Origin of the sequence: Trinickia soli, assembly GCF_002879855.1 — a bacterium.
GTDB classification, from domain to species: domain Bacteria; phylum Pseudomonadota; class Gammaproteobacteria; order Burkholderiales; family Burkholderiaceae; genus Trinickia; species Trinickia soli.
This window is the reverse complement of the sequence record NZ_PNYB01000002.1, coordinates 253,334-274,975: the sequence shown is the minus strand read 5'-3', so window position 1 is coordinate 274,975 and position 21,642 is coordinate 253,334. Positions and strand designations below refer to the sequence as shown.

The 21,642-nt window shown below is 64.6% G+C and carries 15 protein-coding genes; 6 read left to right on the top strand and 9 right to left on the bottom strand.

All coding sequences use genetic code 11. The annotated features are described in order from the left end of the window. Nucleotides 1–25 precede the first annotated feature (25 nt). Both C0Z19_RS03555 and C0Z19_RS03550 read right to left on the bottom strand, forming a co-directional pair. Entirely contained in the window at nucleotides 26–1,534 is a 1,509-nt protein-coding gene (locus C0Z19_RS03555; protein WP_102608400.1) for a sensor domain-containing diguanylate cyclase, read from the bottom strand. A 112-nt stretch (nucleotides 1,535–1,646) separates the two neighbouring features. Then, entirely contained in the window at nucleotides 1,647–2,465 is an 819-nt protein-coding gene (locus C0Z19_RS03550) for an IclR family transcriptional regulator (RefSeq protein WP_102608399.1), read from the bottom strand. A gap of 296 nt (nucleotides 2,466–2,761) precedes the next feature. On the opposite strand from C0Z19_RS03550, the gene C0Z19_RS03545 reads away from it, so the two are divergent. After that, nucleotides 2,762–3,610 carry an ureidoglycolate lyase gene (locus tag C0Z19_RS03545; RefSeq protein WP_102608398.1) on the top strand — a complete coding sequence of 283 codons (849 nt, stop codon included), beginning with the start codon at nucleotides 2,762–2,764 and terminating at the stop codon, nucleotides 3,608–3,610. 143 nt (nucleotides 3,611–3,753) lie between these two features. Here the strand turns inward: C0Z19_RS03545 and C0Z19_RS03540 are convergent, their stop codons facing one another. Beyond that, a complete protein-coding gene (locus tag C0Z19_RS03540; protein ID WP_102608397.1) occupies nucleotides 3,754–4,116 on the bottom strand; it encodes a DUF3564 family protein in 363 nt (120 codons plus the stop codon). 278 nt (nucleotides 4,117–4,394) lie between these two features. Between C0Z19_RS03540 and C0Z19_RS03535 the strand changes: the two genes are divergently transcribed. Further along, on the top strand, nucleotides 4,395–5,384 hold the full coding sequence (locus tag C0Z19_RS03535; RefSeq protein ID WP_102608396.1) for a zinc-dependent alcohol dehydrogenase family protein: 990 nt from the start codon (nucleotides 4,395–4,397) through the stop codon (nucleotides 5,382–5,384). A gap of 39 nt (nucleotides 5,385–5,423) precedes the next feature. Here C0Z19_RS03535 and fnr read toward each other — a convergent pair whose 3' ends face one another. Together fnr and phaZ are read right to left on the bottom strand one after the other, a co-directional pair. Then, on the bottom strand, nucleotides 5,424–6,200 hold the full coding sequence (fnr, locus tag C0Z19_RS03530) for a fumarate/nitrate reduction transcriptional regulator Fnr (RefSeq protein ID WP_102608395.1): 777 nt from the start codon (nucleotides 6,198–6,200) through the stop codon (nucleotides 5,424–5,426). A 252-nt stretch (nucleotides 6,201–6,452) separates the two neighbouring features. Next, nucleotides 6,453–7,826: a polyhydroxyalkanoate depolymerase gene (gene phaZ / locus C0Z19_RS03525; protein ID WP_102608394.1), complete on the bottom strand. Its 1,374-nt coding sequence runs from the start codon at nucleotides 7,824–7,826 to the stop codon at nucleotides 6,453–6,455. 83 nt (nucleotides 7,827–7,909) lie between these two features. On the opposite strand from phaZ, the gene C0Z19_RS03520 reads away from it, so the two are divergent. Beyond that, nucleotides 7,910–9,841 (top strand): SurA N-terminal domain-containing protein, encoded by a 1,932-nt coding sequence (locus tag C0Z19_RS03520; protein ID WP_102608393.1) that lies wholly within the window; start codon nucleotides 7,910–7,912, stop codon nucleotides 9,839–9,841. A gap of 86 nt (nucleotides 9,842–9,927) precedes the next feature. Here C0Z19_RS03520 and C0Z19_RS03515 read toward each other — a convergent pair whose 3' ends face one another. Continuing rightward, nucleotides 9,928–10,605, bottom strand: coding sequence for an arylesterase (locus tag C0Z19_RS03515; RefSeq protein ID WP_102608392.1), 678 nt, complete (start codon nucleotides 10,603–10,605; stop codon nucleotides 9,928–9,930). Here C0Z19_RS03515 and C0Z19_RS03510 point away from each other — a divergent pair. Continuing rightward, nucleotides 10,604–11,311: an ABC transporter ATP-binding protein gene (locus C0Z19_RS03510; protein ID WP_102608391.1), complete on the top strand. Its 708-nt coding sequence runs from the start codon at nucleotides 10,604–10,606 to the stop codon at nucleotides 11,309–11,311. The two genes, C0Z19_RS03515 and C0Z19_RS03510, sit on opposite strands and share 2 nt — an antisense overlap. A 40-nt stretch (nucleotides 11,312–11,351) precedes the next feature. On the opposite strand, the gene pgi is transcribed toward C0Z19_RS03510, so the two are convergent. After that, complete coding sequence (pgi, locus tag C0Z19_RS03505; protein ID WP_102608390.1) at nucleotides 11,352–12,983, bottom strand: glucose-6-phosphate isomerase; 1,632 nt, start codon at nucleotides 12,981–12,983, stop codon at nucleotides 11,352–11,354. 312 nt (nucleotides 12,984–13,295) lie between these two features. Here pgi and C0Z19_RS03500 point away from each other — a divergent pair, with 312 nt between their 5' ends. Further along, nucleotides 13,296–14,150, top strand: coding sequence for a lysozyme inhibitor LprI family protein (locus C0Z19_RS03500; protein WP_102608389.1), 855 nt, complete (start codon nucleotides 13,296–13,298; stop codon nucleotides 14,148–14,150). 43 nt (nucleotides 14,151–14,193) lie between these two features. Here the strand turns inward: C0Z19_RS03500 and C0Z19_RS03495 are convergent, their stop codons facing one another. Then, a complete protein-coding gene (locus tag C0Z19_RS03495; protein ID WP_102608530.1) occupies nucleotides 14,194–15,798 on the bottom strand; it encodes an NAD(P)H-hydrate dehydratase in 1,605 nt (534 codons plus the stop codon). A gap of 106 nt (nucleotides 15,799–15,904) precedes the next feature. Then, a complete protein-coding gene (locus C0Z19_RS03490; RefSeq protein WP_102608529.1) occupies nucleotides 15,905–17,206 on the bottom strand; it encodes an FAD-dependent oxidoreductase in 1,302 nt (433 codons plus the stop codon). A gap of 351 nt (nucleotides 17,207–17,557) precedes the next feature. On the opposite strand from C0Z19_RS03490, the gene purL reads away from it, so the two are divergent. Beyond that, complete coding sequence (purL, locus tag C0Z19_RS03485) at nucleotides 17,558–21,637, top strand: phosphoribosylformylglycinamidine synthase (protein ID WP_102608388.1); 4,080 nt, start codon at nucleotides 17,558–17,560, stop codon at nucleotides 21,635–21,637. The last annotated feature ends 5 nt before the right edge of the window (nucleotides 21,638–21,642 follow it).

Below are 21,642 nucleotides of genomic sequence, written 5' to 3'. Positions count from 1 at the left end.
AATCTATCTACTAGCAGATAGATTGTCAAGCGTCTTCTGTGGTCACCGGGCGAGGGGCGGTGGTTGAAGCTTCGGGAGCATGATGGCGACGCTTGTCTTCGTACATGGCGGCATCGGCCTCGCGCAGCATGTCCTCGATGCGCTCGCCGAGGTCGCAGGTCGATGCGCCCATCGAGAAGCTCAATTTCGGCCCCGAATAGAACTGATTGTTCAGTTCGACAATTTGGCGAATGCTTTCGGCGACCACTTCCGTTTCGCGCTCGTTCGCGCCGGGAAGCAGCACCGCGAATTCGTCGCCGCCAATGCGCGCCGCCTGATACGGCTTGTGGATCGCCTTGAGCAGCACTTCGCCGGCGCGCCGCAACAGCGCGTCGCCCGCCGCATGCCCGAGTTGGTCGTTGACGGTTTTCAGATCATTGAGGTCGACGATGATCGCGCTGACGGGGAAGGGGCCTTTGCGTTCGAGGCGATTCAGCTCGTCGACATAGAACGAACGGTTTTTCAGCTTCGTCAGCACATCATGCTTGCCCAGATATTCGAGGTACGCCTCGGCCTTCTTGCGCGCGGTGATATCGGTCAGCGCAAGCAAGACGAGGTCCCAGTGCTGCTCGTGTCCGGGAAACACGGAGAACTGCAGATGCAGATGCACTTCGCTGCCATCGAGCGAATAGTTCAGCACTTCCCGCTGTTGAAAGAGCCGGCCTTCCCACAGCTCGATCAGTTGCTCGCGAAAGTGAGGGCGCATGTCGTCACGAAAGACTTCGGGCAGCCGGCTCAATAGCGAAGGCTTGTCGTCGGCCTTGAACAGATCGATCGTGTAGCGGTTCACGTCCAGCACGACGATCTCGGCCATGCAGCGCTCGACGAATTCGGGGTGCACGTCCGTGAATGTCCGGAAATCGGTGATGCCTTGCTCGCGTACTTCATCGATCAGCACTTTGATGCGCCGGAAATCTTCGATCCAGAGCGAGACGGGCGCGTGCTCGAACAAGCCTTGTGCGTACTGCTGGCTTGCGGCGACGCGTCGGCGCGCATCTTCGAGTGCGGTGATGTCGTCGATGGCGACGAGCACGCGATCCCACGAGGCTTCGTGCCCCGGCAGCATGACGCCCTTGAGCAGGATGTCCAGACGCCGGCCGCCGAGCGTGTAATTCACGCTCTTGCTTTCGAACGTCGCGCTGCCCGACCACATCTGCACGAGTTCGTCGACGTGCGCTTCGAGCATGTCGTCGCGCAGGACGATGTGCAGGTGCGCGCACAACTCGTCGAAATCGCGTGCGCCGTACATCTCGAGCGTACGGCGATTGACCTTCAACACGCGGATGCAGGCCGAACATTGCGCGACGCGGCTTGAATCGGCTTCGAGGAACGCGCGCAGATCCGCCACGCCTTGCTCGCGCCAGGTGTCGAACAAGGCGCGCAGGCGGCTGTAGTCTTCGAGCCAGAGCGACGTGGGCGTCAGATCGAACAAATCGGCGAGCGCGACGCCGGTCGCGTCGAGTCCGGTCGCGTCGGAGGGGGTGCCTGGTTTCATGGCGATGGTCGTTAAGGGCGGCTACACGATGTAGGGTGTGGGTTCTCTGCGGCTTGTTCTTTGTGTTAACGGCCAATCCGGCCCGAAATTGAGCACTCGACGCAGGCCGCCGCTACCTCGTTTCATGCATCGACAGCTTGTGCGCGGCCGTGCCGAGCATCGTCGTCACATCATCGAGCGACGGGGCGACGTATTCGTCGATGCGGCGCATGTAGGGCGTGGTCAGCGAGGCGATCGCATGCCCCGACGGGCCGAGGATCGGGAACGTGATATCGGTCACGCCGAAAGTTTGCGCGCTGTCCTTGCGCAAATGTCCCTGCTCGCGAATCATCGCGAAAGAGCTCGCGAGCGCGGTACCCGCGAGCGAGATTTCGCCTTTGACCTTCGTGTGCTCGGCCAGCATGCGGTCGCGCTCGGCTGCGCTTTGGAAGGCCAGCATGACTTGGCCCGACGCGGTATCGATCAGGCCCACGCGCGAACCGAGGCGAATCGACAGCCCCCAGGTGCCTGGTCCGTCCACCTGTGCAATGACGAGCAGGTTGCCGCGGTCATAGACGGTCAGATGACAGGACTGCTCGGCTGTTTCGGCGAAAGCCTGCATGACCGGCAGCGCCTCGGCGATAAACCGGTTCATGGGAGGGTGCCGATGCGCGAGCGCAAACAGCTTGAGACTCAACGAATAGCGATCGCCGGCGGCCGAGCGCATGACGTACTGGCGCGCGACAAGCCGCTCGAGCATCCGATAGATTTCGCTCGCGTTGCGGCCAAGCGCTTTCATGATCTCGGCCCGGGTAAGCCCTTCTTTTTGTTCAGACAAAAGTTCGAGGATGTCGAGCCCTTTGTCGAGCGCGGGCGCGCGGTAGCGCTCGGCTTCATCGGTCGTCGCGTCCGGATGGACTTCGTTCGCGGTGGATGGCTTGGCTGGCTTCACTGGCGTCGCTGCCTCACGGCGTGGGGACTGAAGGGTACACGATGATCGATCTCCTTGATGTATGATCGTCCGTATATGAATATTGCGTTCATACGCAAACGAATTATGCCGGCCGGCGCAAACGCTGTCACTTGCGAACGGCTTCGGCGAGCAGAAATCGTAGTGACTGACTGTAGCAACCCGCAGCATAGCGAAGGCGCAGCCTCGTCAGCCACCGCACGGGGGGCATGACGAGGCTGCATCGTTGCATCTTGCCGACGCCATCCGTTTCATCCATCTTGAGGAACAGCAACACAATGAAACTGCTTCGATTCGGCCCGAAGGGCCAGGAAAAGCCGGGCTTGGTCGATGCCGACGGCATCGTGCGCGATCTTTCGGCGGTGGTGGACGACATTGCCGGCGACGTGCTGTCCGATGCCGGTCTCGCCCGGCTGCGCGCGCTCGATACGTCGACGTTGCCGCGCGCGCCCGAGGGCGTGCGTCTGGGCGCATGCGTCGGTCGGGTGGGAAAGATGGTTTGTATCGGTCTGAACTATGCCGACCACGCGGCCGAATCGAATCTGCCGGTGCCGACGGAGCCCGTAGTCTTCAACAAGTGGACGAGCGCGATCGTCGGGCCGAACGACAACGTCGAAATCCCGCGCGGTTCGAACAAGACCGACTGGGAGGTCGAGCTCGGTGTGGTGATCGGCAAGCCGTGCAAGAACGTCGATGCGGCAGACGCGCTCGATCACGTGGCCGGCTATTGCGTCGTCAACGACGTGTCGGAGCGCGAATGGCAGATCGAACGCGGCGGCCAGTGGGACAAGGGCAAAGGCTTCGACACATTCGGCCCGATCGGTCCGTGGCTCGTCACGCGCGACGAGGTGGCCGACCCTCAGCAGTTGGATTTGTGGCTCGAGGTGGACGGCCATCGCTATCAAAACGGCAATACGCGCACGATGATTTTTGGCGTCGCTGAGCTCGTCGCCTATCTGAGCCGCTGCATGAGCCTGCAGCCCGGCGATGTCATCTCCACCGGCACGCCGCCCGGCGTCGGGCTCGGTATCAAGCCGACACCGGTCTACCTGAAGGCGGGGCAGACGATCCGGTTGGGGATCAGCGGGCTGGGCGAGCAGTTGCAGCGGACGGTCGCCGCGCAATAAGCTCAACATGCCTGATATACACAGCTGCGGGGCGCGGATGCGCGTCCGCAGTTGAACACCGCAGTTGAACACCGCAGTTGAACACCGCCGTTGAACACCGCCGTTGAACACGGCTGTCGATACGACCACTGATGCGGCGTCGCTCAGAGGCTGTCGTCGTCGGCAAAGACGCCGTGTTCTGCCAGGGTAGTCTCATCGTCGATGCACTGCACGTGCCAATGGCCACGGGATCGGTTGCCGCACCATTGCGCCGAACCGGTTTCGCCCTCAAACGGGCCGTCCTTGCGCTGAAGATCGAAACCGTCCAGATCGCAAATCGCAGTGCCATCGTGCGGATCGCATAAACGCGTCAGTCCGGGCTGTACCTCGACTATGCCCCAAGTGGGCAAATCCAGGCCATAGTGGCTCTCGCGCGACCATTTCCGCGCGTCGCGATCGATCCAGACGATCGCATACGCGCAGGGATTGATTTCGTCGAACGTACTGAGATGGATAGTGATGCGCATCGTCGTGTCCTCTCCTCGTACTGCTTCCTCGGTTCAGGTCGATTTGCGTTTTTGTTCGAAGCCGAAGGCCTGCCTGGCGTTGCCGGCGTCGCTTCGTTAAAGTCAATCATCGCGCGGACGGCACCCGTCAACCTTGCTTTGGGTCAAGTTCTGGCCGACGGCGTGCGCTGAAATGGGCAATGAGCAGAGGCGCCGATAGTCGGAGCCCGGTGCCCGGTGCCCGATTCCCGGCGCCGGATCGGCGCATGGCTCGACCCAACACACTGGGAGGTACGCAAATGCGAGCGATGGTTTTCGATGGGCATTCGCCGGTGTTGCAATTGCGCGAGCTGGCCGATCCAAGGCCGGAGCCCGGCCAGTTGTTGATCGATGTCCATGCGTGCGGCGTATGTCGCACCGATCTGCATGTCGTGGATGGCGAACTGACACAGCCGAAAACGCCGCTCGTGCCGGGGCACGAGATCGTCGGCGTCGTGGCGGCGATCGGCGCAGGCGTCAGCGCATTTTCGGTCGGCGACCGCGTCGGCGTGCCGTGGCTCGGCCGAACGTGCGGGCATTGCACATATTGCGGGCGAGGAAGGGAGAATCTCTGTGACGCGCCCCAGTTCACGGGTTATACGATCGACGGCGGCTACGCCGAACGCACCGTCGCCGACAGCCGCTATTGTTTTCGCTTGCCGCAGCGCTATGACGATCGGGAGGCGGCGCCGCTACTGTGCGCCGGCCTGATCGGCTATCGGTCGTTGTCGATGGCGGGCGACGCAAGGCGCATCGGTATCTACGGGTTTGGCGCGGCTGCTCACATCGTCGCGCAAGTGGCGCGTCATCAGGGGCGCGAAGTCTATGCGTTCACGCGTCCCGGCGATACGGCGGCGCAGGCGCTCGCGCGGCGTCTCGGGGCACACTGGGCCGGCTCAAGCACCGAGCCCGCGCCGCAGCCGCTCGACGCCGCGCTGATTTTCGCCCCGGTGGGCGCGCTTGTGCCAATCGCATTGCATGCGCTGGTCAAAGGGGGCATCGTCGTATGCGGCGGCATTCATATGAGCGACATTCCCTCGTTTCCGTACGACGATTTGTGGGGCGAACGTCGAATTGTTTCCGTGGCGAATCTCACGCGCGAGGACGGCCATGCGTTCATGAAACTCGCCGACGAAGTCCCGCTCGAGATCGAGACCACGGTATACCCTTTGGCCGAAGCAAATCGAGCGCTGGCCGACTTGCGGGAAGGGCGCCTGGCAGGGGCGGCCGTGCTTGACGTGCGGGCTTGAGCCACGCGCCTCACGAGCGCGCGCTGTGACACGCCGACATCACACGCGGCCGAGAGCGTCGATATCGACGATGCGGATTTGCTTGCCGTGCGTATGGACGAGCCCATCGCGTTGAAACTTCGAGAACATGCGGCTCACGGTTTCGAGCTTCATGCCCAAAAAATTGCCCATCTCTTCGCGGGTCATGCGCAGATTGAATTCGGCTGGGGAATAACCACGCGCTTTCATCCGGGAAGACACATTGAGCAAAAACGAAGCGACGCGCTGCTCGGCGCTCATCGTGCCCAGCAACATCATCAGCGATGATTCGCGCACGATTTCGCCGCTCATTGTCCGGAGCATCTGTTGCTGAAGCGTTCTCGATTCGGCGCAGAGCGCTTCGAGGAGCTCGTAAGGGATGATGCACACGCTGCTGTCTTCGAGTGCGATGGCGTCGCTGCTGTGTCGTTCCGTGCAGACGCCGTCGAGTCCCAGCACTTCGCCGGCCAGATGAAAACCTGTGACCTGCTCGCGGCCGTCACGGTGCATGACGACCGTTTTGAACGAACCGGCGCGAATCGCATAGATACTTTGGAACGAATCGTTCGCGCGGTAGAGCGAATCCCCGCGTTTGACGATACGCGTGGCGCTGACGATCGAATCGAAGCGCGAGAGGTCTTGCGCATTAAGTGTTTGCGGCATGCAAGCCGAACGCATCGAACACGTGGTGCATTGCTGCGCCACACGAGCGGGCTTGGACGCACGGCCGGTGCAAGATGTCGCGGGCGCTGCAGATGGAGCCGCGATATCGTCGGCGAAAACTGCTTCGTTGAACATACGACCTCCGTTAAGGAGCTGCGCATAGCCAGGGGGCGGGCGCGCCTATTTCCTGAATGACAGTATCGGAGGTCGGCCAAATGAAAGAAATCGGCGGCGGTTGAAAGTGCGGTAAGTGTTGACGAAGGCGTGTAAGGATTCCCCTACAAGCGTTCGTGGCAAAGTCGGGTGGAGTGATTTCGACTGTGAAATGTAATCGATTTCGCTCGAGGCTGATCGAGCGCATGCAGCCGCAATCAGTTGCGCGCGCAATCATTGCACCGCGCCGCTCGCCCCGCTTGCCGATGCGGAAATCCAAAACTCGCGCAACGTCGGATGAATAACGTCGTGCCAACGCGGCCCGGTGAACAGATCGTAATGGTCGCAATCGTTAATGGTCAGACGCATGCGCATTGCATCGGGCACGGCGCGACAGAGGTCGTGCGCTGCGTGCGTCTGGCCTGCGCCCGTGATGTCGTCCCGATCGCCTTCGACTGTGCAAAGCGCCGTAGCACTCAGCGCCGCCGGTGATACGCGGCGGGCGCCGATCGACCACGTGCCGCGCGCCAATCGCTGCTCCTGGAAAATGACGCGAACCGTATCGAGGAAATATTCCTCGTCCATGTCGAGCACGGCCGAATATTCGTTGAGCGAGCGCAGGCTCGAGGCGACGGCCTGGGCGTCACCCGAGATACGGCTGGTCCAATAGCGGGATTCCAGGGCCAATTGCCGGTGCGGGTGTGCCGCGACGATCGCCGCGTGCTGCAGGTAGCCAGGATAGATACGTCGACCGGCCCCCGGGTAGGGGGGCGGCACGATGTCGATGACGGTGCGGCGGAACCATTCGATGTCATGCGTCGCGGCAAGCCGGTCGATCATGGTCGGATGCGGACGCGTGTCGATGGGGCCGCCCATCAGCGTGACGCTCAGCGGCGCACGGCCTTCGCCGGCAGCGGCGACCAGCGCGGCGGCGGCGAGCGCTGGCGGGGCCGCTTGGCATACGGCCAGCACATGCACGCCGCGTTCGGTCAACGGCCGTAAAAAACGCTCGACCGCGAGGACATAGTCGTCCAGGCCGAACCGGCCTTGATCGAGCGGGACGTCACGCGCGTTCGCCCAGTCGGTGACGAAGACGTCCGCCTCTTCGAGCAACGTTTGGACCGTCTCGCGCAGCATCACGGCGTGGTGTCCGGCGAGCGGGGTCACGAGCAGCACGCACGGTGGGGGCGGGCCGTCGGCGGCGCCAGCGGCTGCTTTGCCTCGCCGCTCACGCTTCGGTCGCACTGCCGGGCCGCTTTCGTCAGGCGGGGCAGGCGTCGTTTCCCGTTCGCGAGCGAACCGTCGCAGTTCGCAAAAGGCCGTGCGATCGACGACCGCCTCGGACACTTTGATGGTGCGCCCATCGATTTGCACCGCTTCGATTCCGAACGGCGGGGGCTCGGGCGTCGTTTGCATCAACCGATAGATCCAGTCGCAGCCGGGCAACGCGACGCGCGCAAAGCGGCCTTCGTCCGGTTCCGATGTGCTGACCGGCGGCGCGCCCTGTGAGCAACCCGGCAAACCGCCCCACGGTGCCGCCGCCAGCGAGGCCCACGCGTCGATCGACCGCAGCAACGCGCGCTGGGTTTCGAGCCACTGGTAAAACATCGTCGCCTCCTCGGTCCAAATTGCCGTCTGCCGTTGGACCTGTTGTACTATTGGGCGTTTTTGTCCAACGTAACCGATCACGCATGCTCGATTTCTTTCGCAACCATAAGCGCCTGATGATGCTCATGCTCGTCCTGGTCATCGTACCGGGGTTGGGTTTCGTCGGTATACAAGGCTTTCGCAATTTCTTTGACGAAAGCGCGAACGTGGCGAGCGTGAACGGGCACAAGATCGCCCGCGCCGAATTCGACAGCGCCATGCGCCAGCAGCTCGATCAGGCTCGCCAGTTTCTCGGTGCGCAGTTCGATGCGAAGGCGCTCGATACGCCGGCGCGTCGCAGCGAATTGCTCGACAACCTGATCCAGCAGCGCGCCATGGCCGACGAAGCGCAGCGCGAACACCTGACGGCGTCCGACAATGCCGTGCGCCGCGCGCTGCTGGCCGACCCCGTCATCGCGTCGCTGCGCAAGCCCGATGGTTCGATCGACATCGATCGCTACAAGCAACTGCTCGCGATGCAAGGTATGACGCCCGAGCAGTACGACGAGCGCGTGCGCTACGGGCTCGCCATGCAGCAGATTCCCGAAAGCATCGAGGCCAGCGCGTTTACGCCGAAGTCGCTGGCCGAGCGCGTCGCTCAGCTCGCCGAGGCGCAGCGCGTCGTGCAAGCGCTCATGTTGCATGCGAGCGATTACGCGGCCAAGGTTCAACCCACCGATGCGCAGCTGTCGGCTTACTACGACGCCCATCAAGCCGATTTCGCCACGCCCGCCACGGCCACGATCGACTACCTCGTGCTTTCGCCGGCCACGCTCGCGGCCGGCGTGTCGCCCACCGATGCCGACGCGAAGAAGTACTACGACGATAACGTCGCGCACTACACGACGCCGCGCGAAGTGCGCGTGAGCCAGATTCTGATCGCCTCGCCGAAATCGGCGAGCCCGGCCGACGATGCGAAGGCGAAGGCGAAAGCCGAAGCGGTGCTGGCCGACGTCAAGGCGCACCCCGATCAATTCGCCGCGATCGCGCAAAAGGAATCGCAGGATCCGGGATCGGCGGCGAAGGGCGGCGACCTCGGCTGGTCGACAAGCGGCGTGCTGACCGGCGAAAAGGCGTTCGATACGGCCGCGATGGCCTTGAACAAAGACGAAGTGAGCAGCGTCGTGCATACGTCGTTCGGCTATCACATCATCAAGGCGACGGACGTCAAAGCGGCGGCGACGAAGCCCTTCGCCGAGGTGAAGGACGCGATCGTCAAGGATCTGAAGACGCAACTGGCCACGAAGTCCTACAGCGACGATGCCGATGGCTTTACGTCGACGGTCTACGAACAGGCGAAGAGCCTGAAGCCGGCTGCTGACAAGTTCAAGCTGACGATCCAGACGGCGACGGTCACGCCGAAGGCGAACCCTGCGCTGCCGCCGGACAGCCCGCTCAACAATCCGAAGTTCCTGGCGGCCGTGTTTGCCGACGATTCGGTCAAGAACCATAACAACACGCAAGCGATCGACGTCGGGAACAACACGCTGATCGCTGCCCATGTGAACGACTACAAGGGTGCCGCTACGCCGCCCCTCGCGTCGATCAAGGACGCGGTCAAGGCCAAATATATCGCGGAGCAGGCCGCGGAACTCGCCCGCAAGGATGGCGCGGCCAAGCTCGCCGAGCTGCAAAAGTCGAAATCGACGGCCGGCTTCGGGGCCGAGCAGAAGATCTCGCGCACTGACGCGCAGGGCATCTCGCCGCTCGCGCTGAGTGCGATCTTCAAGGCCGACGACACGAAACTGCCCGGTTACGTCGGCGTGGATCTCGGCAACGACGGCTACGCGATCTACCGCATCAACAGCGTCGTACCGCCGGCGCCGATCGACCCGAACCGCCTGACGGCCGCACAGCGTCAACTGGCGCAGGTGGACGCGCAAACGCAGTTGGAAGCGTATATGGCGTCGCTGCGAAAGCGCTCGAAGGTCAAGCTGTATGGTTCGCTCGGCGGGTCGCAAGCCGATTCGCAGTAGCAGACGAGAAAAACGCGCCGCAAGGCGCGTTTTTTGTTTAAGGCGCGACCGCCGCGGCTCCGCCGTCCCGCCAGACGAAGTTGCGCTCAGTGGCCGGTCTTGCCCAGCAGCGGCGACAGTACAGGCCAGACGTTGTCGAGCAACACCGGCTGTGCCTGCTGCGAGGGGTGCATCTGATCCGATTGAAACATGTCGGGCCGGTTTTCGATGCCGGCGAGGAGAAATGGCACGAGCTTCACGTGCATATCATGCGCCAGTGTGCTGTAGAGGCCATGAAAACGCTGCGTGTACGCTTGGCCGTAATTCGCCGGCACATACATGCCGACGAGCACGACCTTCGCGCGCCCTTGTTGCGCCTGTTCGACGATCGTGCGCAGGTTGTCTTGCGTCGTCGATAGCGGCACGCCGCGCAGCGCGTCGTTCGCGCCCAGTTCGACGATCACGATCGACGGCTTCAGGCGCGCCATCAGTTCCGGCATACGTGCGCGCCCGCCGCTTGTCGTATCGCCGCTGATACTCGCGTTCGCGACGCTATAATCGATTCGCTCGTCGGCCAGCCGCTTGCGTAGCAGTGCCACCCATCCTGTGTCGCGCGGCAAGCCGTATTCGGCCGAGATGCTGTCGCCCAGCACGACGATGACGGGCCTCGTCGTTTCGGCACTGTGAGCCGGCGACGAGGCGAACGGCGAGACGGCTATGACGACGGTTGACGCCACAATCGCGGCCGCGGCGGCCGTACCAACAATCCAGCGACGCTTGTTCATGCCAGAAAATACCCATGCCATTATCGAAGTGCGCAGTTTATGCAAGCGCGTCAAGGATGCAACGGGAGAACTGACGATACTCGAGGACATCGACCTCCGTGTCCTTGCGGGTACGAGCGTTGCCATCGTTGGCGCATCCGGTTCGGGCAAGTCGACGCTGCTCGGCTTGCTCGCGGGCTTGGACAATCCCACGTCCGGTTCGGTTCGCCTGCTCGGACACGATCTCGCGATGCTGTCGGAAGACGAGCGCGCGCGCCTCAGGAACGGGGCGGTCGGCTTCGTCTTCCAGTCGTTTCAGTTGATGCCTCATTTGACTGCGCTCGAAAACGTCAGGCTGCCGCTCGAATTGCAAGGCGGGGTCGATACGCAAGAGGCCACGGCGCGTGCCAAGGCATTGCTCGAAAAAGTCGGGCTGGGAGCGCGAACAAGGCATTACCCGAAGCTGCTGTCGGGAGGCGAGCAACAGCGCGTCGCATTGGCTCGTGCGTTCGTGACGCGCCCGGCCGTGCTGTTCGCCGACGAGCCGACCGGCAGCCTCGACGCCGCCACGGGGCAGGCCGTGATCGATCTGATGTTCGAACTCAACGCCGCGCAAGGGGCGACGCTCGTGCTGGTCACGCATGATGCCGACCTCGCGCGCCGCTGCGCGCATACGATTACGATCGACGCGGGCCGGGTCGTCCGACCCAGCCCGCTCACCGCCTGAACGCTGTGGCGCCTGAGCGCCGGTGAGCGCCGCGTCGGGCTCAGGCCCGCTTGGCGGCGTTGCGTGCGCGTTCGATCAGCGCCGAGGTGGACGAGTCGTGCTTGTGTGGATCGAACGTGGCTGCCGTGAGGTCGGCTTCGACGACTTTGCCCAGGATCTTGCCCAGTTCGACGCCCCACTGGTCGAACGGGTTGATATCCCAGATCGCGGCTTGCACCAGCACCTTATGCTCGTACAGCGCGATGAGCGACCCGAGCGAGCGCGGCGTCAGCGCATCGAGCATGAGGGTCGTCGAGGGCCGGTTGCCGGGGAAGACGAGGTGCGGCACGAGTTCGGGTTTGTCGGGGCCGGCGACCTTGCGCGCTTCCTCTTCGGTCCGGCCGAGCATCAGCGCTTCGCTCTGCGCAAAGCAATTGGCGAGTAGCTTCGGATGGTGGCTGACGAGCGCGTGCTCGGGCGTGAGCACGGCGATGAAGTCGATCGGCACGATCGTCGGGCCTTGATGCAGCATCTGGAAGAACGCATGCTGGCCGTTGGTGCCCGGCTCGCCCCAGGTAACGGCCGATGTGGCGTAGTCGACGTAGGCGCCGTCGAGCCGCGCCGACTTGCCGTTGCTCTCCATTTCGAGCTGCTGCAAATACGACGGCAAGAAGTGCAACGCTTCCGAGTACGGCGCGACCAAATAACTTTGCGAGCCGAAGAAGTTGCGATACCAGATTCCGATGAGACCGAACAGCACGGGCAGGTTGCGCGCGAGCGGCGCTTCGCGAAAGTGCCGATCCATGTCGTGCGCGCCCGCAAGCAACGCATCGAAGTTCGCGGCGCCCACGGCGATCATGATCGAGAGTCCCACTGCAGACCACAGCGAATAGCGGCCGCCCACCCAATCCCACATTTCGAACACGTTCTCTTGGGCGATGCCGAACCGGACGACTTCGGCCGGATTGGCCGACACGCCGACAAAGTGCTTCGCCAGTGCCTCTTGCGGGCAACCTTGCTGGACGAACCAATCGCGCAGCGAGTGCGCGTTCGTCATCGTTTCGAGCGTCGTGAACGTCTTGGAGACGACGATGGCGAGCGTTTCTTCCGGATCGATGCGGGCGAGCACGCGGGCCAGGTCCGCTCCGTCGACGTTCGAGACGAAGTACGTCGAAATATCGGGGTGAGCGACGTGCGCGAGCGCATGCACGACCATCTTGGGGCCCAGATCGGAGCCGCCGATGCCGATGTTCACGACATGGCGAATCCGCTTGCCCGTATAACCGGTCCACGCCCCGCTGCGCACGCGTTCGGCGAAGTCGGCCATTTTCGCGCGCTCGGCCGCAACCTGAGCATGGAACGGCGCATCGGCTCGCGTCGAGCGCAGCGCTGTGTGCAGCGCGGCGCGGTTCTCGGTCGGGTTGACGACTTCACCCGCGAACATCGCGTCGCGACGCTTGGCCACGCCGGCTTCGTCAGCCAGCGAAACCAACAGGCGCAGCGTTTCATCCGTGACGCGGTTCTTCGAAAAGTCGGCCACGAGGCCGCCGCCTTCGACCGTGAAGCGCTCGGCGCGCGACGGCGCTTCGGTGTCGGAGGCGAACCAATCGCGCAACCGCTCATCGCGGATGCGTTCGTAATGGGCGGTGAGGGCGGACCAAGAGGGAAGCGAGTTCAGCGTCTTGAGCGTCATGGCGTTCGTCTAACGAAGAGGGGCTCTTTCATGAGCCAGGCTTGGTCGGGCGCTGGGGTTGCGCCGGGGTCGATCAGTATAACGGCGTTATCGGCCGCCTCGAAGGCTCGTAGTTCGCCTCGCCTCCGGTCGAACGCGTATCGCGATGCCATCGAAGGCGCTCATACGACGCGAATACCCAACCCGACGGTCTGCCGACAGTATGCCGACAGTAGACCGACAACAGGCGCATGAGGGGGTAGAGCGTCGCAAAACGCGCCCGATGCGAGCTATCATCTGACGTTTCTCAACCTCGCAACTGCATAACGAAAAATGAAAAAAATGGGCCAATGCGTCGCTGCCGCGGCGCTCCTTGCATGTGTTTCCTCGAACGGGTTCGCTCAGGCCGCCGGCATCGACTGTGCGAAACCGCACCTGCCGAGCGAACGCGCCATTTGCGCGAATGGCGCATTGCGCGCACTGGATGCTCGGGCGGGCGCCTACTATGCCATGCTGCTCGAAGCGAAGCCCGTCGCCGACAGCATGCCGTATCGCGACTTCCGCGACGGCGTGCAGGCGGACCAGCAAAAGTGGGAGCACGACACGCGCGATGCCTGCGGGGCACAAGTGTCGTGCCTCACGAACGCCTATCAACTTCGCGTCGACGCATTGCGCGCAAGCGCAGCGGAGCATCTGGGCCTGACGGTCGCGGCGGCCGCTGCACACGAACAAAAGCCCGCGCAACCTTCGATCGATTACAAAGACGCCATTTACCGCGTGGGCAACAAAGACGTGACGTTGCTCGGAGGGCAGCATACCGAACCGGCGGCGCCCGATTCGGCGGCGCAGGACGTGACGCGCGTCGTCGAGCCGCCCGAGCACGTCGGCGGCGTGCTCGGTGGCCGGCCGGCCGTGGCCCTGTTCCTATCCGAAGAAGGCGCGGGCAGTGGAACGTTTTATTACGCGGCCGTGGTTTTCGGTGACGGACGAGGCACGACGTTCCAGATCGGCGACAGGATTCAGCCGATCGGCATCGCCATCAACGGCGACGACCTCGTCGTCAGTTATCTCGACCGCAAGCCCGACGAACCGATGGCCGTCCCGCCGACGGTGCCGCGCGAGCGCCACTTCGCCTATCTGAACGAGCAAATCGTCGAGCGGCCTACCGCACAGGCCGCCGCTCAGTAGCGACAGGCGCTGGCGCAGCGCCCATTCGCATGCGGCGCGCGTGTCAATCGCGGACCGGGTAAATCAACCGATTGAGCAGGGTACGCACCGTCGGAGCGAGTTCGCCCGCTGTCAATCCAGCGGGCCCGCTACCCCCGGCCGTCAGTGTTTCGGCCGCCAAACCGTGAAGGTACACGCCCGCCAGCGCTGCCTCATAGCCAGGCAGGCGCTCGGCCAGCAATGCGCCGATGATGCCGCCGAGTACATCTCCCGTGCCGCCCGTCGCCAACGCCGCATTGCCGGTTGGATTGACGGCGGCACGGCCGTCCGGCGATGCGATGACTGTGCCGGCACCTTTGAGCACCACGACCGCTGCGAATCGGGCGGCGAGCGCGCGGGCTGAGCCCAGCCGGTCGCGTTGAATAGACGTGGAGTCGGTGCCCAGCAGACGCGCAGCCTCGAGCGGATGCGGCGTCAACACGCACGGACGCGCCGTTCCGTCGGCGCCGCTGGCTCCCTTGACGGCGCCTGCAGTCAGCACGCCCGCCAATGACGTGTCGGACGCGATCAGATTCAACGCGTCGGCGTCGAGCAGGAGCGGTGCGTTGCACCCGAGTGCCTTCTGCAGCGAAGCGATGGCGTTCGCCCCGCGCCCCATGCCGCAACCCACGGCGAGCGCATCCATCGCGTCGAATGCCAACGTGCCGGGCGGATGAAGCATCAGCTCGGGATAAGGCGCATCGTAGGCCGGCGCGCCTTCTCCGACGAATGCGACATGGACCTTGCCGGCCCCGGTGTGCAACGCGGCGCGCGCCGCCAGAATCGGCGCGCCGCACATTCCGGTGTCGCCGCCCACGACGGCCAAGCTGCCGAAAGTGCCCTTGTGCGACGCGAATGAGCGCGCCGGAAAATGCGGCGCGAACAGCGCCGGCGCGTTCAATCGGGCGACGTCGGCGGCCGGGGGCAGATCCACGCCGAGCGGCGCCAGCGTCACTGAGCCGGCCAGGTCGCGCCCGTATGTCATGTAAAGCCCCGGCTTCGCGCCTAGAAACGTGACCGTCTCGGTGGCCCGAACGGCGAGGCCGCCATCGACGACATTGCCCGTATCGCTGTCGAGCCCGCTCGGCACATCGAGGGCTAGCACGCGGCCGTGCGTCGTCGCGCGTCGGCCGATGCGCACAGCAAGTTCGGCGAAGATGCCTTCGAGCGGGCGGGCGAGGCCGATGCCGAACAGCCCGTCGACGACCCAACCAAACGCATCGAGCGAGGCGGGCGGCACATGCGAAATGGGCACACCCGCGGCACGGGCCTCGCCAAGCGCCCAGCGCGCGTCTTCGGCTTTCACTTCCACAGGCATGCAGACCTCGGCGGCGATGCCTGCCTGCCGAAGCCGTGTGGCGAGAACCAGCGCATCGCCGCCGTTATTGCCGGGCCCCGCCGCGATCCAGACCGGGTGCTCCGTCGCCAGCGAACCTTCGTGCGCCGCGCGCTCGATCAGGTAGTGGGCGCTGGCGGCGCCCGCGCGGACCATCAGCGTATGGGCGGGCAAGCCTGCCGCGCCACGCGCTTCGAGCTCGCGCAGTTGTGCCACGGTGAAGAGCGGCAATGGCCGATCGTTCGGCGAAAGCAGCTGCGGCGGATGATCGGGCAGGGGGCGAGGGTTGGTCATGGCGAGCTGCTTCTCGGACACGCTTGAACGCTTCAGGCAACGCGTCGAAAACCCTGAAGACGGGACGACGCCACGCGCGCGGGGACGCCCCGCGGTCGGCGAGGCGTCAGTTCGCGAAGCGTTCGACCCGCAGGGCGGCCAGCGTCTCGGGCGGCACAAGCGGGGCAGCGCCCGAAATGAGATCTGCGACCACTTTAGCAGACCCGCAGGCGAGTCCCCAACCGGCAGGGCCATGCCCGAAGTTCGCAAACAAGCGCGGATGAGCGGTGCCGCCGACGCAAGGCAGACCGTCCGGGGAGAGCAGGCGCACGCCTTCCCAGGCGTGGGCAGCCGAAATCTTGGCGGCGCCCGGAATCCAATCGTGCGTGGCCTGCGCCAGCAGCGCGGAACCCGCTTCGGCAAGCGGCTCCGCGAGCGGTTTGGCGAGTTCGCGCTCGCTCTGCAGCACGGCCGCACCGGCGACGCGGATACGCTGGTTCATCCGCGTCATCGAGACGCGCCGCGCCGAATCGACCACGGTCAAATGCGGCGCGCATTCCTCGTAGGCGATCGGCGCCGTCAGCGCGAGCATGCGGACCGCGTGTAGCGGCAACGACAGGCCGAACCGCTCCAGCAGCGCAATGCTGCCAGCGCCGGCGGCCACGACGATGGCGTCGCAAGACATCACGTCGACTTCGCGCTTGCTTTCGCGCTGACCTTCCGCCGGGGCGAGTTCAACCGCGGCGCGATGGCCTTCGAGGCGAATGGCGTCTACGGCGCGCCCGAACAGGAACTGCACGTCACCTTGCTCGTCGAGCACCTGCTTGACGAGTTTCGTAAAGAGCGGGCAGTTGGCCGTGTACTCGTGCTCGAACAGCGCGCCGCCGGCAAACGAGGGTTCCGCGGGAACGGAATGCTCGAGTTCGGCGCATTCGGCGGCCGACAGCACGTGATGATGCATTTCGAATTCGCGTAGCAGATCGAATGCGCTTTGTGCCTGCTCCCATTCGCGGGGGTCGCGCACGACGTGCAGCAGGCCCGCGCGCTGCTCGAAATCGAGATGGAACCCGCCTGCGATCGAGGCAATGACTTCGCGCGAAAGCTCGACGAGCGGCCGCAGCCGAAGCCATTGCTCGCGGAACGCCTCGGGCGCCTGCAGGCGCGAGAGCTGCCGCGCGAAGCGGCGCGCGCTCGAATTGAGGCCGGGGCGATAGACGACGCCGCTCCGAGCCCCGCGGCGCGCGTCCATGAACGTGGGGCCGAACCAGGCGTCGAGCGGCGTGGGTAGGACAATGCCGCCATGGCCGTAGGTCGCGCCTTGGGCGACGGTCGCATGGCGCTCGACGACACACACGCGGTGGCCGGCCGCGCGAAGCTGGTAGGCGGTGGCGACGCCGACGATTCCGCCGCCGATGACGATGACATCCATGAATGACTGGGTTCGGTGCGCACAGACAGCCACGCCGCGAGACGCGGCATGTGCCGTGCCGTATGCGAAACGTGGGACGACGAGCGCGGCGTGCGCTTGCCGACGCGGGTGAGGCAAACCGCGCATGATAGCGCCAAACGGCCAATCATGGCTGACCCTGGGGCGCGAAACTGCGCCGGCGCGACGCCCGCTTCGGCGTCTGCGTCCCCGATACGCCTATCAGGGGACGACTTCCAGGTATAATCTCGGTCTTCCTTTCGCCTCATGTCGTAGCAATTCGTGCGCAACGATCGGCCCACCTGTCGAAGCGGCTGCGCGCGATGCGCGACTCATCGACGCCCACGTCCTTCCATGGCCCACTTCTCGTGCTTTTCCGGTGCTTCGGCGCTCTCCGACTTCCGTCAAACCCGTCTGCTCGAAACGCTTGCCCGCATCGACGCGAACATCGTCGGCGTGCGTGGCCAGTATCTGCACTTCGTCAACGCACTGACGCCGCTGTCGGCGCAGGACAATGAGCGCATCGAGGCGCTGCTGCACTACGGCGAGCCGTTCGAACCCGGCGAGCAGCGTGGCGCGCAAGAGACGTTCCTCGTGGTGCCGCGCATCGGCACGGTCTCGCCGTGGGCCAGCAAGGCAACCGACATCGCGCACCATTGCGGGCTCGAACACGTACGTCGCATCGAGCGCGGCATCGAGTTCACCGTCACGCTGAAGCCGGGCCTCGGCGGCCTGCTTGGCGGCAAGAAGGCGCTGTCCGACGAAGCGCGCGCCGCGGTGGCGGCGGCGCTGCACGACCGTATGACCGAGAGCGTCGTCGGCTCGCGTGACGACGCACTGCATCTATTCGACGAATTGCCGGCCAAGCCGCTCACGACGGTCGATGTACGTGCGCAGGGACGCGCGGCGCTCGAACGCGCGAACGGCGAACTCGGGCTCGCGCTGGCCGACGACGAAATCGACTACCTCGTCGACGCCTTCGGCAAGCTGGGCCGCAATCCGACAGACGTCGAGCTGATGATGTTCGCGCAGGCGAACAGCGAGCACTGCCGCCACAAGATCTTCAACGCGCAATGGACGATCGATGGGCAGGCGCAGGACGTCTCGTTGTTCCAGATGATCAAGAACACCGAGAAGCTCAATCCGCAGGGCACGATCGTCGCCTATTCGGACAACTCCGCGATCATGCAGGGCGGCCCGGCCGAGCGTTGGTTCCCGCGCCCGGCGCAAGCGGGCGAGCGCGCGGCGCTCGACGAGCGTTACGGGCGTCATGTCGAGCTCACGCACACGCTGATGAAGGTCGAAACGCACAACCACCCGACGGCGATCTCGCCGTTCGCGGGCGCGGCGACAGGCGCCGGCGGCGAAATTCGCGACGAAGGCGCGACCGGGCGCGGCGCCCGGCCCAAAGCGGGTCTCACGGGCTTCACCGTGTCGAACCTCGAGCTGCCCGGCGCCGTCGAGCCGTGGGAGAACGCGCGCGACGCGGCGCAGCCGCTCGCCATGCGCAATCCGAACGAACAACACACGGCCTACGGTCGTCCAGACCGCATTGCCTCGCCGCTGCAAATCATGATCGACGGTCCGCTTGGCGGAGCCGCCTTCAACAACGAATTCGGCCGCCCCAACCTGGGCGGCTACTTCCGCGTCTATGAGCAGAACGTCAGCGGCCAGGTGCGCGGCTATCACAAGCCGATCATGATCGCCGGCGGCATCGGCAACATCTCCGACGCGCATACGCACAAACACGATTTGCCGGCCGGCTCGCTGCTCGTGCAGATCGGCGGCCCCGGCATGCGCATCGGCATGGGCGGTGGCGCGGCAAGTTCGATGGCGACGGGCGCGAATACGGCCGAGCTCGACTTCGATTCGGTCCAGCGCGGCAATCCGGAAATCGAGCGGCGTGCGCAGGAAGTCATCAACGCATGTTGGCAGCTCGGTGAAAAGAATCCGATTCTGAGCATCCATGACGTCGGCGCGGGGGGGCTCTCGAACGCATTTCCCGAACTCGTCGACGGCGCGGACAAGGGCGCGCGCTTCGAGCTGCGCCAGGTGCCGCTCGAGGAAAGCGGTTTGTCTCCGCGAGAGATCTGGTCGAACGAAGCGCAGGAGCGTTACGTCCTGGCGATCGCCCCGGCCGATCTGCCTGCGTTCGAAGCGATCTGCTCGCGCGAGCGCTGCCCGTTGGCCGTCGTCGGCGTCGCAACGGCGGAGCGTCAACTGCAGCTCATCGATGCACATGCCGAAGGCGAGGCCACCTATCCCGTCGACATGCCGATGGACGTGTTGCTCGGCAAAGCGCCGCGCATGCATCGCAACGTCGAACGCGTAAGCGCCGAGCGCGCACCTGTCGACGTGACGGGTCTGTCGTTGGCCGAACTGGCCGTGTCGGTGCTCAAGCATCCGACCGTGGCGAGCAAGTCGTTCCTGATTACGATCGGCGATCGCTCCGTGGGCGGCACGAGCGTGCGCGATCAGCTCGTCGGCCCATGGCAGGTGCCGGTCGCCGATTGCGCCATTACGGCGGCCGACTACGCCGGTTTTCGCGGCGAGGCGATGACGATGGCGGAGCGCACGCCGCTTGCCGTCATCAATGCGCCGGCGTCGGGGCGCATGGCCGTGGGCGAAGCGGTGACGAACATCGCAAGCGCACCGATTGCATCGCTCGACAAGCTCAAGTTGTCGGCCAACTGGATGGCCGCTTGCGGCGCGCCGGGCGAGGACGCCGCGTTGTTCGACACGGTCAGGGCGATTGGCATGGAGCTGTGTCCGGCGCTCGGCATCAGCATCCCGGTCGGCAAGGATTCCTTGTCGATGAAGACGAAGTGGGACGAGCAAGGCGTGGCGAAGGAAGTGGTCGCCCCGGTCTCGCTGATCATCTCGGCGTTCGCGCCGGTCGAAGACGTGCGCCGGCATCTGACGCCGCAATTGCGCCGGCATGACGAAGTGGGCGATTCGGTGCTGATCGCGATCGATCTGGGACGCGGCAAACACCGCCTGGGCGGCAGTATTCTGGCGCAGGTGACGCAGCAGGTCGGCGACAGCGTGCCCGATGTCGACGATGCCGAAGACCTCAAGCGCTTCTTCGCGGCGATTCAATCGCTGAACGCAAGCGACCGCCTGCTCGCTTATCACGACCGGTCGGACGGCGGCCTTTGGGCAACCGTCTGTGAAATGGCGTTCGCGGGCCATGTCGGCGTTTCGCTGAACGTCGACATGCTCGCGCTCGATGCCTCGCACGAGTTCGACTACGGCGATGCGAAGGATTGGGCAAAACAAACGAGCGGCCGGCGCGACGATCTGACGTTGCGCGCGCTGTTCTCGGAAGAACTCGGCGCCGTCGTCCAGGTGCGTGCAGCCGATCGCGACGCGGTGCTCGCTGCGCTGCGCGACCACGGCTTGGGCGCATGCTCGCATGTCATCGGCAAACTCAACGAGCGCGATGTGATCGAGGTCTATCGCGATGCGAAGAAGATCTACGATGCGCCGCGCGCGCAGTTGCAGCGTGCCTGGTCCGAAGTGAGCTGGCGCATCTCGCGTCTGCGCGACAATCCCGCTTGTGCCGACGCGGAATACGAGATGCTGCTCGATGCGAACGATCCGGGCATTGCGCCGCATCTGACGTTCGATCCGAGCGAGGACGTTGCCGCCCCCTTCATTCAGACGGGGGCCCGCCCGCGCGTTGCGATCTTGCGGGAGCAGGGCGTCAACTCGCATTTGGAGACGGCCTACGCGTTCGATCGCGCGGGCTTCGAAGCGTATGACGTCCACATGAGCGACCTGCTGTCGGGCCGTGCCACACTGGCCGACTTCACGGGCGCCGTCGCGTGCGGCGGCTTCTCGTACGGCGACGTGCTCGGTGCGGGCGAAGGATGGGCGAAGACGATTCGCTTCAATCCGCAACTGGCCGACATGTTCGCGGCGTTCTTCGGCCGGGCCGATACGTTCGCGCTCGGCATCTGCAACGGCTGTCAGATGATGAGCAGCTTGGCCTCGATGATTCCGGGCGCCGATGCATGGCCGAAGTTCACGCGCAACAAGTCGGAGAAATTCGAGGCGCGCTTCTCGTTCGTTGGCATCGAATCGTCCCCTTCGATCTTCTTTGCGGGAATGGAAGGGTCGCGCATTCCGGTGGCGATTGCACACGGCGAAGGCTTCGCCGATTTCTCGCAGCAGGGCGATCCCGCGCGCGCGGCGGTGGCGATGCGTTTCGTCGACCACCACGGCGAGGCCACTTTGCGCTACCCGTTCAACCCGAATGGTTCGCCCGATGGGATCACGTCGGTCACGACGCCCGACGGCCGCTTCACGGTGTTGATGCCGCACATGGAGCGTGTGCATCGCACCGTGCAGATGAGCTGGCATCCCGAAGGTTGGGGCGAGGCCAGCCCGTGGATGCGGGTGTTCCGCAATGCGCGGCGGTGGTTGGGGTAAATGCC